At 63.3% G+C, this 15958-nt stretch carries 13 protein-coding genes; 5 read left to right on the forward strand and 8 right to left on the reverse strand.

Features of this window, described 5'->3' with window-relative positions:
* Positions 1–28 precede the first annotated feature (28 nt).
* Both ACZ6WW_RS10175 and ACZ6WW_RS10180 read left to right on the forward strand, forming a co-directional pair.
* Positions 29–580 (forward strand): YceI family protein, encoded by a 552-nt coding sequence (locus tag ACZ6WW_RS10175; RefSeq protein ID WP_465274091.1) that lies wholly within the window; start codon positions 29–31, stop codon positions 578–580.
* 43 nt (positions 581–623) lie between these two features.
* Positions 624–2522: a phospholipase D-like domain-containing protein gene (locus ACZ6WW_RS10180; protein WP_465274495.1), complete on the forward strand. Its 1899-nt coding sequence runs from the start codon at positions 624–626 to the stop codon at positions 2520–2522.
* A gap of 4 nt (positions 2523–2526) precedes the next feature.
* Here the strand turns inward: ACZ6WW_RS10180 and ACZ6WW_RS10185 are convergent, their stop codons facing one another.
* On the reverse strand, positions 2527–3810 hold the full coding sequence (locus ACZ6WW_RS10185) for an acetyl-CoA C-acetyltransferase (RefSeq protein WP_465274092.1): 1284 nt from the start codon (positions 3808–3810) through the stop codon (positions 2527–2529).
* Positions 3811–3928: 118 nt separating this feature from the next.
* Here ACZ6WW_RS10185 and ACZ6WW_RS10190 point away from each other — a divergent pair, with 118 nt between their 5' ends.
* On the forward strand, positions 3929–5062 hold the full coding sequence (locus ACZ6WW_RS10190; protein ID WP_465274093.1) for a hypothetical protein: 1134 nt from the start codon (positions 3929–3931) through the stop codon (positions 5060–5062).
* Between the two features lie 167 nt (positions 5063–5229).
* Here ACZ6WW_RS10190 and ACZ6WW_RS10195 read toward each other — a convergent pair whose 3' ends face one another.
* The 3 genes from ACZ6WW_RS10195 to ACZ6WW_RS10205 are packed head-to-tail and all read right to left on the reverse strand — an operon-like array spanning position 5230 to position 8112.
* Positions 5230–5694, reverse strand: a complete 465-nt coding sequence (locus tag ACZ6WW_RS10195; protein WP_465274094.1) for a GNAT family N-acetyltransferase — start codon at positions 5692–5694, stop codon at positions 5230–5232.
* Positions 5695–5706: 12 nt separating this feature from the next.
* On the reverse strand, positions 5707–7080 hold the full coding sequence (gene ntrC / locus ACZ6WW_RS10200) for a nitrogen regulation protein NR(I) (protein ID WP_465274095.1): 1374 nt from the start codon (positions 7078–7080) through the stop codon (positions 5707–5709).
* A 21-nt stretch (positions 7081–7101) separates the two neighbouring features.
* Positions 7102–8112, reverse strand: coding sequence for a two-component system sensor histidine kinase NtrB (locus ACZ6WW_RS10205; RefSeq protein ID WP_465274096.1), 1011 nt, complete (start codon positions 8110–8112; stop codon positions 7102–7104).
* Between the two features lie 358 nt (positions 8113–8470).
* Here ACZ6WW_RS10205 and ACZ6WW_RS10210 point away from each other — a divergent pair, with 358 nt between their 5' ends.
* Together ACZ6WW_RS10210 and ACZ6WW_RS10215 are read left to right on the forward strand one after the other, a co-directional pair.
* Positions 8471–9223 (forward strand): V4R domain-containing protein, encoded by a 753-nt coding sequence (locus tag ACZ6WW_RS10210; protein WP_465274097.1) that lies wholly within the window; start codon positions 8471–8473, stop codon positions 9221–9223.
* Positions 9224–9258: 35 nt separating this feature from the next.
* Complete coding sequence (locus tag ACZ6WW_RS10215; RefSeq protein WP_465274098.1) at positions 9259–10002, forward strand: MHYT domain-containing protein; 744 nt, start codon at positions 9259–9261, stop codon at positions 10000–10002.
* A gap of 113 nt (positions 10003–10115) precedes the next feature.
* Here ACZ6WW_RS10215 and pgaD read toward each other — a convergent pair whose 3' ends face one another.
* The 4 genes from pgaD to pgaA are packed head-to-tail and all read right to left on the reverse strand — an operon-like array spanning position 10116 to position 15768.
* Positions 10116–10595 (reverse strand): poly-beta-1,6-N-acetyl-D-glucosamine biosynthesis protein PgaD, encoded by a 480-nt coding sequence (gene pgaD, locus ACZ6WW_RS10220; RefSeq protein ID WP_465274099.1) that lies wholly within the window; start codon positions 10593–10595, stop codon positions 10116–10118.
* Complete coding sequence (gene pgaC / locus ACZ6WW_RS10225; protein ID WP_465274100.1) at positions 10592–11848, reverse strand: poly-beta-1,6-N-acetyl-D-glucosamine synthase; 1257 nt, start codon at positions 11846–11848, stop codon at positions 10592–10594. Before pgaC ends, pgaD begins: the two co-directional genes overlap by 4 nt.
* Positions 11845–13716 (reverse strand): poly-beta-1,6-N-acetyl-D-glucosamine N-deacetylase PgaB, encoded by a 1872-nt coding sequence (pgaB, locus tag ACZ6WW_RS10230; RefSeq protein ID WP_465274101.1) that lies wholly within the window; start codon positions 13714–13716, stop codon positions 11845–11847. Before pgaB ends, pgaC begins: the two co-directional genes overlap by 4 nt.
* A 3-nt stretch (positions 13717–13719) precedes the next feature.
* Entirely contained in the window at positions 13720–15768 is a 2049-nt protein-coding gene (gene pgaA, locus ACZ6WW_RS10235; RefSeq protein WP_465274102.1) for a poly-beta-1,6 N-acetyl-D-glucosamine export porin PgaA, read from the reverse strand.
* Positions 15769–15958 lie beyond the last annotated feature (190 nt).

The following is a 15958-nucleotide window of genomic DNA, read 5'->3' on the forward strand; positions in this document are numbered from 1 at the left end:
ACGTCAAGGCACTCTCCTTCGTAGCCTGATGCTGGCGGGTGTGCTCTGCACTGGTGCGGCATCCAGGGTACAGGCCGCGGATTTCCGTATCGACAGCCAACGTTCGCACGCGGAATTCGGCGTGCGATTGCTCTGGGTGCGCCAGATCTCGGGCCGCTTCGACCAGATCGGCGGAGAAGTCACCCTCAATACCCAGCGCGACGTCGCCACCGTGGATGCACGCATCGACGTCAACAGCGTGCAGATGGGTTCGGACCGTTTCCGCCGCTGGGTACTGGCGCCGGAGTTTTTCGATGCTGAGCATTACCCGACCATTCGCTTCGTCTCCGCCCCCGTCGCGGTCAGCAAGCTCGAAGAAGGCGGCGACCTCAACGGCTGGCTGACCTTGCGCGGGATTACCCAGCCGGCGGTGTTTCAGATGCTGCCTGCGCACTGCAAGCTCGACTCCGAACATAGCTGCGCGATCGAACTGCGCGGCAGCATCCAGCGCAGCGACTTCAACATGAGCGGCCATCGCACCGCCGTATCGGACCGGGTCGACCTTGGCTTGCTGATCGAACTCGATCGGGAAAGCTCATAGCCCCCGCGCGGGTTTCACGGGCAAAGCCTCTATCATGACGCCCATGCGACAGCGTCACCTTTTTTTCTTCGCCCTGCTTGCCGCCATCAGCCTGCTATCGGGCTGCAGTTTGTCGCGTGCGCGCGTGATCAAGGCCAACGCGATCGTCACCGCCGATGTCGACCGCACCGTGTCCTGCGATCGGCCCGATCATTGTGCCGCGCCGTCGTCCCTGCTGGACGCAGCGATGGCCGCGATGGCCGAATCCACCGACGCCCAGCCCATGAACGTGGTCGCCCTGCTCGGCGACAGCGAACCGGCGATGGTGGCGCGCCTCAATCTGATTCGCGGCGCCAGGCAATCGATCGACATACAGACCTATATCTGGGACCAGGACGATGCGGGCCAGCTAGTGCTCGACGAACTGGTAAAGGCCGCTCGGCGCGGCGTCAAGGTCCGCATCCTGGCCGACCAGCTGTCCTCGTTCAACGACCTGGACCTGCTCAGTCGCCTGGCCCGCGTGCACAGCGATTTCGAAGTGCGGATGTACAACCCGACCTTCCACAAGGCGCAGACGCCGCCGTGGGAATTTGCTGCCAGCATCGTGTGCTGCTTTCTCAAGTTCAACCAGCGCATGCACAATAAGCTGATCCTGATCGACGGCAGCATCGGCATCACCGGTGGACGCAATTATCAGGATCGCTATTTCAACTGGGACAACGACTTCAACTACCTCGACCGCGACGTGCTGGTCGGCGGTGCCGCCGCCAAGGCCATGGCGCAGAGTTTCGACCTGTTCTGGCAACACAAGCGTTCCAAGCCGCTGACCCAGCTGCGCGACGTCAACCGGCGCATTCTCGACACGCCCGGCCCGGTCACCTGGCCCACGCCACACTATGAGCACCCTTCGCGGGTAGCACGCGTGCTGGACGAGGCCGGCGACAACGACTGGATCGAAGACAATATTCTCGCCGACAGCCTGCGCACCGGGCAGGTGGAGTACTTCAGCGACCTGCCGGCCAAGACCCAGCAACCGCAAAAGCGTGATGCGCGGGAATTTACCGCGCGCGTCATGCGCCTGGTCAGCGGCGCGCAACACGAGGTGGTGTTGCAGACGCCGTATCTGGTCATGAGTAAGCGCGCGCAGAATATCTTCAAGCGCCTGCACGAAAGCGCGGCGCCGCCACGCATCGTGGTGTCGACCAATTCGCTCGCGTCGACCGATGCCTTTGCCGTTTATGCGTTGTCGTACAAGCATCGCAAGCCCTATCTGAAGAGCTACGGTTTCGAGATCTACGAAATGAAGCCGCATGCCGAGAGCGCCGTCGAAGCCAACGCCGACGCCAGCAGCGACGATGGTGCGTTACCGCCAGAACAACAAACCGGCAACGGCAAAAGCGGGAGCCGTCGACGCTCTGCGCTGATCCGCAACACCGAAAGCCGCGCCCTGCTCGGCAGTGCACGCAGCAACCGTCCCGCGCCGATCTCCAGCGAAGGCCGCCGCTTCGGCCTGCATGCCAAGTCCATCGTGGTCGACGACAACTTCGCGATGGTCGGCTCGCACAACTTCGACCCACGCTCGGATCACTACAACACCGAAGCCGGCGTCATCGTCTACGACCGCCGTTTCGCCGACCAACTGCGCAGCGACATCATGAGCAATACGCGACCGGAAAATGCGTGGGTGATCGCGCCGCGCAGGCCGACCATTCCCGTATTGGGCAAGATCAACGAGTTCATGAGCGATATCTCCGAGAGCTTGCCGCTGTTCGATCTGTGGCCCTATCGCTACGCCACCAGCTACGACCTCAAGGCGGGATGCACGCCGATGCGCCCCAGCGACCCGGGGTTCTTCGCCTGCTATGAACCGGTGGGCGACTTTCCCGATGTCGCGCTATCGGGAAAGTTGATCTATACGCGGGTGATTACGGCGTTTGGTGCGGGCGTGCAGGGCGTGCTCTGAGTCGTTACCGCTCGAGAATCGCCGTCACACCCATACCGCCAGCCGTACAGATCGAGATCAACCCGCGCCCCGAGCCCTTCTGCTCCAGCATCTTGGCCAGGGTGGCAACGATGCGTGCGCCGGTGGCAGCGAACGGATGGCCGACAGCAAGGCTGGAGCCATACACGTTGAGCTTGGCCGGATCGATCGAACCGAGCGGCGCATCCAGGCCCAGACGGTTCTTGCAGTAATCGGCCGATTCCCAGGCGCGCAGCGTGCACAGCACCTGCGCGGCGAAGGCCTCGTGGATCTCGTAGAAGTCGAAGTCCTGCAGGCTCAGACCATGGCGCTTGAGCATGCGCGGCACGGCGATGGTCGGCGCCATCAGCAGGCCCTCGCCATGCACGAAATCGACCGCCGCGACCTCGGCATCGCGCAGGTAGGCCTGAATCTTCAGGCCGCGCGACGACGCCCAGGCTTCGGAGCCGAGCAGAACGGCCGCGGCACCATCGGACAAGCCGGTGGAATTGCCGGCCGTGAGCGTGCCCTGGCCCGAGCTCTTGTCGAACGCGGGGCGCAGCGTGGCCAATTTTTCCATGGTCGAGTCGGGACGCAGAAAGCCGTCGCGCTTCAGGCCGCGGAACGGGACCACCAGGTCCTCGAAGAAGCCGGCGTCATAGGCCGCCGCCAGCTTGTGATGACTGTCGAGCGCCAACTGGTCCTGCGCCTGGCGGCTGATGTGCCATTCGCGCGCCATCAGCTCGCAATGATCGCCCATCGACTTGCCGGTACGCGGCTCGGCCACGCCCGGGAAGGACGGCTTCAATTCCTTGAACGAAAACCCGCGCGTGGCGGCGCGCAGCTTGTCCTGGAAGGACTTGGCACGGTTGAGCGCCAACAGGCGCTTGCGCAGGCGTTCGCTGAAAACGATCGGTACGTCGCTGGTGGTGTCCGAGCCACCGGCAATGCCGGCCTCGATCTGCCCGGCGGCGATCTTGTTGGCGATGATGATGGCGTTGTCCAACGAGGTGCCGCAGGCGCGCGCGGTGGTAATACCGGGCGTGGTCGGGGCCAATCCCGAGGAAAGCAGCGCCTCGCGGGCCAGGTTCCACTCGGAGGAGTGCTTGATCACCGCCCCCATCGCGACCTCGCCCAACTCGACGCCATGCAGGCCGAAACGTTCGACCAGGGCACCCAACACCTTGACCGACATGCCGAAATTTCCGACGTCGGCATAGGCCGTGTTATTGCGGCAGAACGGAATGCGTACACCACCGATCACACCGACGCGCTTTTGCGTGTTTTCCATGTACGGAGCGGTCCGACGAAGCGTTGCTGATCGTTAAGGCTAACCCGCTAAGGCGCGCGGCGGAAGCCCAAAACGCACAGATGTTAGAATTCTGGTTCTTTACCGTTCGGAAACCTCCTTGGAAGCGCAAACGCTGGTTGCCCTGCCCATCGTGCTGGCGGTCGAGATATCGACCGGCGAAACACCCGCGCGCCTCAGCCTGAGCCGCGACGAGGCTGCCGAACTGGCTGCGCACGTGGCCGAGGATCTCCACAAGCTGGTGCCGCAAGTGGCCCAGGCGCGACTGGCCCTGGCCGGCGCCTTGTTCGATGCGGTGGAGCTGCTGCGCCCGGGCTTTCCGGTATGGGCCACGCTGGACGAGCTGGCACGGCGCGTGCCGCGCGGCCATCTGGAGAACGTGGTGGCCTTCGGCAGCCACGAGGGCCGCATGCCGGCGCAGCCGCTGGAACCGGACCCCACCTACGCCGACGGCCCGATGCGCTTCCTGCCGCTGAGCCTGCTGGTGCCCGAGACCCTCGCCGAGTCGCTGAGCGAGCAGCTCGAAGTGGAACTGGTCGGTCGCGGCGAGGCGGGCCAGCGCACCAGCGACGCCTTGATCCGCCAGCTCGGCATCCCGCTGGAACACGTGCGCTATTTCAGCCGTAACGATGTCCTGGCACTGACCTGCGTGCAGTACGAGCACGTGAATCTGGCGCCGCTGTGGATCCTGCTCGAAGCCGCGCTGCTCACGCCGTATCGCGAAGAATCGACGATGAGCGCCCGCGGCCTGCCGCTGCGCTACGCCGAAGGCAAGGTCCACGCGCAGTCGCCCGATGCGTGGTTGCGGAGCCAGACTTCGGAGTCCGCGCAGCGCGCGCATGATCTGGCCGGCATCGTGTTCGAGCTGCGCCAGTACGCCGCCCTGCTCGATGCGCATGGCGTGCCGCTGCGGCTTGAAGGCAACAACGTCGAGGCGATCGAAGGCGGTTTGATCGAGCATCTGGCCGAGGTCGACCCGGGTTTCGACCCGCCCGCCCTGTTCGCGCACGAAGCCCCGGGCCTGGGCGTGGTGGCACTGACTGTTGCCCAACGCGGTGAGGGTGGTGCGGCGCGCGCGCTGGCACATGGTTATCCGCTGGCTTCGCAGTCGCTGGGTGCGTTGGCGACCTTGTTGGCGGAGCGCTACGGAACCGCTGCCGACCTGCATGCGTTGGGGCGAGTGGTGCTGGATGGGCAAGGGCGGCTGAGTGCGCCGGCGACGCCGCTACACTGATTCCACAAAGCCACGACGCGCCCTTCCTATCCGTCATCCCGGCGAAGGCCGGGATCCAGTGGCTTTGCGATCGGTTGTCGCGAGAATCATCAAGCATTGGCTCTACGGCGAAAACCGAAAACTGGAGCCACTGGATCCCGGCCTTCGCCGGGATGACGCGACAGTAATTACGATTGCAACGGAAATTCCGTTTCGTACATGAAGTAATGGCAGCGCTTCATACCCAGCCCGCCATAGGTTGCCTGCGCCCGCTCGTTCTCGGTCTCCACATACAACCGCAAACCAACCGCATGCGCCGCTTTCGCGCGCCTGGCGACGTCCTCATAAAGCGCACGAAACACCCCCAGCCGGCGCGCGGACTCGACCACATACACACTCTGGATCCACCAGAAATCCCCGCAGCGCCAGTCGCTCCATTCATAGGTCACCATCAGGCAACCCACCGGCCGGCCTTCATGCTCGGCAACCAGATAGAACCCACGGCGCGGCTCGTCGAAGATCGCCAGCACACCGCGTTCCAAGGTCTCCGGATCCAGCCGCTTCGCTTCGGTTTCCCAGGCCATCGCCGCATTCCACGCAGCAATATGGGCCTGATCGGTGCGCGTGGCGGCGCGGACGATGATCTTGCTCATGACGTAGGTTCCTTACGAACGACGCGTACGCGACGCGCCGAGTTTGCGAGTGAGTGTGTTGCGACCGACACCGAGCGCGGCGGCCGCATGCTGGCGATGCCCGTCATGCGCGGCCAGGGCCGCTTCCAGCAAGGTCTTGTCCAGGGCTTCGCGCGCACGGCCGTGGATGTCGTGTTCGCCTGCGGCCAGCGCCTGCTCGACCCAATCGCGCAGACCATCGGTCCAGTCGTTGCGGATGGGCGCCGTCGAATCGGCAAGATCGGCCGGCAGTATCTCCGAGCCCGGCGCGATGACCGCGAGACGGCGGCAGAGATTTTCCAGCTCGCGCACATTGCCCGGAAAATCACGCTGCTCGATCGCTTTCAGTGCCGCGCGCGAAAAACGCTTGGGCGGCAGGCCCAGCTGCTTGGCCGCCACCTGGATAAAGTGGCGCGCCAGCAGCGGGATATCGCTGCGACGCGAACGCAAGGTCGGCAACGTGATGCGTACCACATCGAGACGATGCTTCAAGTCCGCGCGAAACTGGCCTGCCGATACACGCGCATCCAGGTCCTGATGCGTGGCCGCGACAATGCGCACATTGCAGCGGATCAGCTCACGCCCGCCAACACGATAGAACTCACCGCCGGCCAGCACCCGCAGCAGGCGTGTCTGCAAGGCCAGTGGCATGTCGCCGATTTCATCAAGAAACAACGTGCCGCCTTCGGCCTGCTCGAACCGGCCGGCATGACGCCGCGCCGCGCCGGTAAATGCACCGGCTTCGTGGCCGAACAGCTCGCTCTCCAGCAACTCGCTGGGGATTGCCGCGGTATTGAGCGCAACGAAAGGACGATCGCGCCGCGCACTCTCTTCGTGCAATGCACGCGCCACCAGTTCCTTGCCGGTACCGGTTTCGCCGGTGATCAACACATTCAAGTCACTGGCGGCAATGCGGCCGATCAGGCGAAACACCTCGCGCATCGCTGCGCTTTCGCCAAGCAGCGCATGCGCTGGCACCGGCTCTTGCGCCAGCACCGGCAACGGCGGCGTCTGCGCCAGTGCACGTTGTACGGCAACCACCGCCTGGTCCAGATCGAACGGCTTGGCCAGATAGTCCACCGCACCGGCACGATAGGCAGCCGCGGTCGTCGCCACATCGGTAAACGCGCTCATCACGATGACCGGCCCGATGCCTTGCGTCTGCAGCGAGGCCAACAAGCCCAGGCCGTCTTCGCCAGGCATACGGACATCGGTAATCAACAACGCAGGGCGCGACTCGCCGAGCGCTGCGCGTACCGAAGCCACGTCGCTGAATTCGCGCACGCTGTGCCCGGCATCGCGCAATGCCTCGGCGAGCACAAAACGCACACCGCGGTCGTCGTCGGCGATCCAGATATCGTTGCTCATCATGTCCATCCTGGTACGCGGTCAGTCATGCGTACGCTCCAGCGGTAGATAAAGACTGAACACGGTTTCGCCCGGGCGACTGACAAAGCGCAGTTCGCCGCCATGATCGCGGGCAATTTCGCGCGACAGCGCCAACCCCAATCCACTACCGTCGCTACGGCCGGAGACCAGTGGCTCAAACAAGGTGTCGCGCAGCGCCGGTGGAATGCCTGGGCCATCGTCGATCACATCGACGCGCAACGCCGTGCGCAAGGTACGTTCGCTCAGGCGAATGCCGTGTTCGACACGCGTGCGCAGACCGAGCGTGGTTGCGCCCGCTTCGATCGCGTTGCGCGCCAGGTTCAACAACAGCTGCTGGATGCGATCGGCATCGCCGACCACATCGGGCAGGCTGGGATCGTAATCGTGCCGCAAACGGATCGGCTTCGGCTCGGCTTGTAACAGATCGCTCAGCCGTTCCAGCCGTTCGTGGATATTGACCGGCGCGAGATGCGGCGCGCCATCGTGATTCAACAGACGGTTGGCAAGCACCGTCAACCGATCCGCTTCGGCAATCACCAGCCCGGCCAACGATTGCAGGTCCTCGTCGTGAACACGCCGATGCAGCAACTGTGCGGCACCACGCAAACCGGCGAGCGGATTTTTCACCTCATGCGCAAAGCCACGCAGGGTCGCCGACAAGGGCGAGGCCGCTGCCGCCACCGGCGCCAGCGCATGGACTTCGATCGATATCCGTTCCGGACCGAGCGCCTGCAGGCTCAGATCAGCCAACGCCTCGCTGCCGCGCGCGGAGATCAGCGCAACACCGCGTAACTGCACCCCTCCCTGCTCGGCCAGCACTTTCTCGGCATGATCCAGCCAGGAGGGTTCGCGCAACAGCAGACCCAGGGGCTGACCGATAGCACTGCGCGGACCGATATCGAGCAGTTCGGCCAGCGCTGGATTGATCCACTCCACCCGCAACTGCGCGTCGACCAGGGCCAGGCCCGTGGTCATCTGTTCCGCCCAGTTGCGCCAGGTTGCGATATCCATGCCCCAATAATGGGCAATGCGCCGGAGTGGTGCAATGGCTTTGCTCGACCAGTCGATACGGCATTCCCTGCAACTCTCACGATCAGATATAACAAAAATAAAATGTGATCTGCTTCACTTTTCTGCATATTTGCACTTGTATACAGCTACAATCCGTTCAACCAACAAAACAAGCGGCATAGGGATCGATGTACCGCAAGCGACGGCGCCTGCAATGGGCCGGACCGTACTTGGCGTGATGTATGGCGCCTGCGGCTCGTCGAAAGAAGACAGGGGAACAGCACATGCGTTATGGAATCAAACGGTCGCCGTGGGCGATCCGTGTCGCGTGCGCGTCGGCTCATGGGGATCACACGCCATGATCGACGTCGAATTCAGGATTACTGCCGAGCGTCGCGAAGGCCTGTTGCTCGAACTCGGGCGCATCGTCATGAATTGCGGCTACACGCTGTTGCGTCCGCGCACGGCACACACCGATGAAGGCGTGTTGCTGACGTTGGCGGTGCGTGGGCCGGAGCGAAACCTTTCTACCTTGAGCGAACGCCTGAGTGCGCACCCGCTGGCGCAAAGCTTCGAATCGTCGATGCTCGGCGGCAAGGCGATTGCGCCGCCGGCGGCACCCGTGCAAAAGCCCAGACAGGCAGCGCGGGCCGACGACGCCTATATCCGCGAAGTCGAGGCCTTGCTGCCCGAGCTCGCGCGCCATTTCCCCAAAGTGCTGCCGCTGGTGGTGGGTTTCGAACGCGAGATCTCACCCGAACATCTCGATGAGGCGTCTCGCTATGCGGGCACACGCCTGGGCGCCTGGATGTTCAAGCGGGACTACGCGCTGGGCGCGCGCATGAATCTTGCCGATTCCGTCAAGCAGATCGCTTTGCCGGCGATGCGCAGCCTGCGTTCGTGCGAACTCGTCGAAGGCACGCTTGTGGTCAAGGACAGTCCGTTCTGCGGTACCGGCCTGCATCACGGCGCCAGTTGCCACTTTCTGCGCGGTTGTCTCGAAGGCCTGCTCAACGAGCCAGGTCATCTGGGCAAGATCGACGTCGAAGAAACCGCCTGCCGCAACCTCGGCGCGGCGCGATGCACGTTTACGTTTACGCCGGTCGACTGACCGTACGCGATATCACCAGGTCTTCAGGGGGACCTATGAACGAACACATGATTCATTGCGAACTCGATCCGCTGCTTGCCGCGTTATCTTACGTCGTCTCGGTGCTCGGGTCGTTCACCGCACTGCAGTTGGCCATTGCCATTCCTGCAGCGCCTACGGGAAGTGCGCGCAACAAAGCCGTCCTTGCCGCCGGCGCGGCGATGGGTGGCGGGGCGATCTGGGCGATGCATTTCATCGCCATGCTTGCCTGCAAGATGCCGATGGCGGTGTCTTATGACGTCGGCCTTACCGCGCTTTCGGCCATCATCGCGATCGGCTCGTGCATGGCCGGACTGGCGATCGTCGGCAATGGCGTCTTTACGTCGTTGAAGCTGGTCGGCGGTGGCTTGCTGATGGGTGTCGGCGTGGCGGGCATGCATTACACCGGCATGGCCGCCATGCAGATGCCTGCAACGATTCACTACGACACGAACATCGTTGCGATCTCGGTCGGCATCGCGGTGATCGCCTCGATTGCTGCCTTGTGGCTGGCATTCAAGATGCGCGGGACGCTGCCCATGCTGGCCAGCGCGTTGATCATGGGCGTGGCGGTCAGCGGCATGCATTACACCGGTATGGAGGCCGCGCAGATTCAGCACGATGGCAGCCAGGTCTTGGCTACTGGGATCGAAGGCGGGGATTTTGGTCTCGCGATCTTTCTGATCGTGGCGTTGTTACTGGGTGTGGTGCTGATGATTACCTTGAAGCGGCAGCAGCAGCGGGCGCAGATCGAAATCTGATATTTTTGAGATTGGCGCAAGTGCGCCCCCTCACCCCCGGATCAAGTCCTGGGCAGGTTCCAACCCTCTCCTCCGGCGAAGCCAGGGGAGAGGGAGCTGACTGAGGCAAGCCTTCAACCTTGTGCGCTTTGCTCACTCTTCACTGGAGTAAGGTGGGCTTTCGTCACCGACATGAAGCCATTCTCGGTGAATTGCACAACCGAACGCCGCTGGGCCTGCATGATCAGCGCCGTGTCCAGCGACGCGCCGATCGCTTTGGCCGTCTCGGCCGTGCTCACCGGGTTATTGCCGCGGCGCTTCTGCTTGCCGGAAAAACGCAGATGGTTATAGGCGGACCACGAGCAGAAGATCACCACGCAGATCACGGCCGCATAAAGCACGATGTCCAGGTCACCGCCGCTTTGCAGCGGGTGGCCGAGATTGAGCTGTACATAGATGTCGCCCAACCCGATCGCCCAGGCCAGCGCCGTCAGCAGCGGCAGCCATAGCGATGCCCAGATCACCCAGGCAATCACCGTGATGAAACCGAACAGTACGCGTTGCACCGGGCGCTGCCGCTCCGGGCGTTGAATGACGATGGCTTCGGCTTTCATCGAACACCTCGATCGGGACTGACCCAGACGGCCCGCGTGCCCTTGCGCTTGAGCAAGGCCTTGGGCAACGCCACGATCGAAGTCGCCGTGTTGAGCATCCAGTAGACCAGCGGGTACCAGATCATCCAGTAGTAGTTGCGGCCGATGCGTGTTTCGTAGCGGCGGTCGACCAACAGGCTGATCAGGAACTGCAGCAGACAGATCACCCCAAGCACGACGCCATGCCATTCGGGCAACAGGGTATCGACGCGCAAGGCCTGCGGCAGCGACACGAAATGACCTAGTACCCATAGCGTGACGATCAGCGCCATGTCGTACGACCACAACAGGCTCATCAGGTATTCGGTAGCCACCAGCCACATGCGCCGCTGGCGCCAGCGCATCAGGCTCGGTCCATAACGCAGCAGTACTTCCGAACCACCTTGCGCCCAGCGCAGGCGCTGCTTCCACAGACCACGCAGCGTCTCCGGCATCAGGATCCAGCACAGCGCGTTGGGTTCGTAACGGATTTCCCAGTGGCGCATCTGCAGACGCCAGCTCACGTCGATATCTTCGGTCACCATATCGGTGTTCCAGTAACCGATATCGTGCAGCGCGCTCTTGCGAAAACCTGCGATCACACCCGAGATGGTGAAGATGCGTCCGTACACGCGTTGTGCGCGCTTGATCAAGCCGATGATGGAAGAGAACTCGCCAACCTGTAGCTTGCCGAGCAAGGTGGAGCGGTTGCGAATGCGCGGGTTGCCGGTGACCGCCGCCACGCGCGGGCTTTCCAGCATATGCATCACCAGCCACTGGGTGGCATAGCTGTCGAGCAAGGCGTCGCCATCGACGCATACCAGGAAATCCGCGTTCGATGCGAGCGCCGCCGCGCGCAGCCCCATCGCCTTGCCCTGGTTGCTGGCCAGGTGAAGCACGCGCAGCTTTGGGTACTCATCCATCAACTGATCGAGCTGTTCGCCGGTATCGTCGGTGGAACCGTCGTTGACCGCGATGATCTCGAAGTTGGGATAGATCTGCCCGGCCAGATGCGCAATCGTCTCGCGCACCTGTTCGCCCTCGTTATGGCAAGGCACGATCAGCGACACCATGGGATAGGAACCCATCGCCGGCGGCTTGATACGCAAAGGCTCCTTGCGTTCCCAGCGCAGGAAATAAATCACGCCACCGCTCATCCAGATCAGCGACATGATCAACGGATAGAAGAAGGCGAATTCAAGCAGAGCGTGCTGGATGCTTCCGTTCATGGTCATTTCTCCGGGTACGGATAGTCGGAGATCGATATCGACGGGCGAATCGCTTCACGCTTGGGATGATCCTTGATGAAGTCGTCCGGGTAGTAGCCGATATGGCGCGCGCCGGCTGCCTGCAGCAACCGGGTGCGATCGATCAGCATCTGATCGGGCACCGGTTGCCGGGTCTGCCAGTCGTAACTAGCCAGCTCGAACAAGGTGTGTTCCAGCGCGTCCGGCGTGGCCGCCACACGCGCAATCAATGCGCGATACCAGCTATCCGTATCGGGTTGTTTGTCCAGCTGCGGCATCGCCATCACCGCGGTCATGTCATAGCCGGAGAGGAACGCCGGCAGGCTTTGCGCGAACCACGCTTCGCCGCGCGGATCGAGAATGGGGCGCGCAAAGATATTGCGCACCGTGCGCACCTGCGGCCGCCAGCGCTTCACGCGTTCGGTCAGCGCGTGCGTGAAATCCACCAGCGCCGCGGTTTTCTCGGCGGGTGACTTGTTCGCCCAAGGGCCAAGGTTGTCGCTGTCGCGCAGGATCGCGTCGTCCGAGAACAACAGGCCCGCTTCGTCGGCATGCTGGGCGAGGTCTTCGTAGACATCGCCGATCATCTGCTGCACGCGTGGATCCCACGGTGCCAGCCGGAATACATCGCCACCGGCACTACCAAGCGCGGGCAGGTCCTTGGCATCCGGAAAGCGAAATGCCATTACCGGCAACCATGCGTAGACACGTACCCCGGCACGGGTACGTAGCTGCCACGCCACGCGCGAGAAAAGATCGGCGCGCATCGGCAGGTGGCGATTGGGAAAGTACACCGACTCGGCCACGCCGCTGCCGGTCGGATCGGCATACGCTTGCAGCCACACCTGGCTGGGATGCAGGCGCTTGATGCGATCGAGCAGCGCGGAAAGATTGCGTTCCTGCTGTGCCGGATCAGGGTCGTAGACATAGTCGAGATCGACCTGCACCGCTCGCACCGGATCGATACGCGACTGATGACGCAGCAACCAGCCCAGACGATTGGCGGTGATGTTGCCGCTGACCAATAGGCGCGGAATGGTACGGCCGGCCTGCAAGGTCGGCAGTGTGTCGCCCAGGCTCATCGATACCGGCATGCCTTCTTCCGCGGCCACCTTGGTAGCGACGCGTGTGTAAGCGCCATAGGGCCACACGATCGCGCGTGGACGCGTGCCGGTGTGTTCAGCGATCTCATCGGCGCTGTGGCGCAGGTCGGCGCGGATGCGGGCGGTATAAGCCGCTTCGCTTTCGTAGCCTGCCTTGGGATCGTTGCGCAGCGTGACCGCGGCCGGCATCGAGTTGCCTTGCGGGTTGCCCTGGATACCTTCGTGCAAGCCCCAGGTGTGCGAGGCGTATTCGACCAGCCCCGACTGCTGCATCTGCCGTACCTGATCCCAGGTAAGGAAACACTCGCGGGTGCAGTCGCCGCTGTTATAGGCCATCTTCTTGCCGGCCGGCAGATCGATCCACGAGCCGACCAGCGCCGCCACGGCCGGATAGTCATAGGCACGCAGCAGCGGATAGACGCGGGTGTAGAAACTTTCCAGGCCATCGTCGAAGGTCAGCAGCACCGCATCCTTGGGCAGCGGGCGCACGCCCTGCTCGGCATTCAGCACATCCTGCAGGCTGACGACGTGATAGCCGTTGGCCCTGAGCCAGTCGAAGTGCGAAATCAGATGATCGGTGCTGGTGGCGTCGGGATCGCGATCGGTCAGCGTACCGACGTCGTCGCGAATATCGTGATAGGCAAGCACGATCAGCGTCGGACGAGCCGGCGTCGGGCGAGCCGGCGTGGGCGCCGCAGCCATTGCTACCGAAGCGATCAGCGACAATACGAAGGTGAGCAGCAGGCGACGCATCGGTCATTCCCCCCAATGCATCGACAGGTCGAGCACGACACGTGATTCGCGCCGTCCATCGTACGGTTGGTTGTGCCAGGCGAGCCCCCAGCCAAAACGCAGGCCGAGCCGTGGCTGAAAGTACTGACCGTAGCGCGCGCTGAACATCCAGTCCGACGCGTAGCCACGTTCGTTGTAGCGGCCCACCGAAACATCGAAACGTTGCGTCCAGGTGCGTGCGTAGTACTGACTGAACAGGTTCTCGAAACGACCAGTCAACGCATAGGAGCGATCGCTGGGCGGATTGAAATACGGCCGATCGGTTTCGCTATTGCGCGAACCGCCGACTTCCACACCCCCGTCGAAAGTAAGGTTAGGCGCGGTGTACAGACGTTGCAGGAAGGTGAAGTCCCAACCCTTGCGCAAGTTGTCGTCGGTGAAGCGGCCGCGATACAGCGTGAGCTTGGCCGAGGTCAGTTCATCGCGTCGCCATTGCAACGAGGTATTGAGCGTCTTGCCGGTGATGCCGTAGTACTGCGCACGCAGCGGCACATCGGCACCGGCGCTGCTCCAGTCGGCGGCGACCGACCAATGATCGCTGATCGCCCAATTGGCGCCGGCTTCCAGTGCGGTGCGACCGACATAGTTGTCGACTGAGGGCAGCGCCTGTACATAGACCTCCAGCCCACGTGCGTAACCACGCAGGCCGATGCCGAGCCGATCGCGGCGCACATCGCCTTCGGGCAACGCCGCCGAATCGATGCGCGCCAAGGCGAGTACCCGCCAGTGATCGTCGATCAACGGGCTGGCCAGCGTGGCCAGAGTTTCCTGATCGTGGTCGCCAAAATCCGGCGAGCTGCCGCGGCCCTGGTCGTGCGAAATATCGAACTGCCAGCCGCGCTGGCGCTCCCATGCCTCGGCCGCATTGATGACACGGCCACTGCGGCCGGCCTGCGCCTGAGCCTGGGCGATATCCGCGTCGACGTCGCCGTATTCGTTCAAGGCGCGGTGTGCCTCGGCTTCGCCCAGGTCCGCACCGACATCGCGTTCGTCCAGCGTGCCGGCGATTGCCAGGGTTTGCTCGGCCCGACGCGGCCAGCCACGCGCCAGCTCGGCCAGACCCAACTCGCGGCGCAGCTGCGCATTGGCCGGCGCCTCGGCACTGAGCACACTCAGCCGATCGTAGGCTTCACCGGGTATGCCGACGTACTCGCGCAAGGTCGCGGCGTTCAGATCGGCATCGACCTTGCGCGGGTTCTGGATTCCCGTGCGGATGCCGGCAACGTGCAACCATTGCGGCTCGTCCGCGGCCAGTTTGTCGATAACGGCATACGCTTTCCTGGTTTCGCCTTCATCGAGATAGGCGTACATCAGGCCAATGCGCGGATCGGTTTCCCCACTGTCGTACGGGCCCGGATCCTGACGAATGCTGTCCTCATAGAGGGCGGCGGCTTCGCGCGGACGATGTTTCTGCAACATGGCGTCGGCGACGGCGCGCTCGACATAGGCGGGCAGCGCCAGATGGGCCTGCTTCATGGGTGCATAGACGGCCAGGGCTTCATCCGGCCGACCGGCTTGATCGAGTGCGACCAGCAAGTCCAGGCGCGCGCGATGGCGTACCTCTTCCGGTTGCGCCGGATCGTCAGCCAACTCGCGCACCTCGGTCACTGCCTGATCGGCTTCGGCATAGGGCTGGCCCGGATCGGCCGGCTCACCGCTCGCCCAACGGATTTCACGTGAGGCGGCATCGGCCTGGAGGTCGGCCCGGTCGCGGGGAGTCAGAGGCGGGTCAAGCTGGGTCGCCAGCTCGCGGGCGCGCATGGATGCACCGATATCCGACAACAGACGCACATTCAGCTCGCGCGCGTCACGGTCGTTCGGCCAGCGCGCGAGGATGTCCTGGCAAATCGACAGTGCCTCCAACCGATGACCGGCTTCGCGTTCGGCTCGCGCACGCACAAGCATGCTGTCGCGGTCGGCCCCCGCCTGGGCCCCAACTGCGTCACTTATGCCGTATAGCGTCAGCACGATGGCCAGTGCTATCCGCGCGCGTTTCCAGTTAACCGTCTGCATGCCCCTTCCAGATCGCTTTCCCGCCGAAAGACCGCGGGAGGTGATGTGTGTGGAACAGGCAGAACGCAAGCTTTATGCCAATGGGAAACCCCTTCACGCATGGGCGGAGCAGACGTGGGCGGCGCAAACTGGATGCCGCCCCATGTGAAGACGCCTATATGCAGCTCAGCGTGGGGGTTCGGATGTGCGC

The sequence above is a fragment of the Dyella sp. NPDC103356 genome (assembly GCF_055584465.1).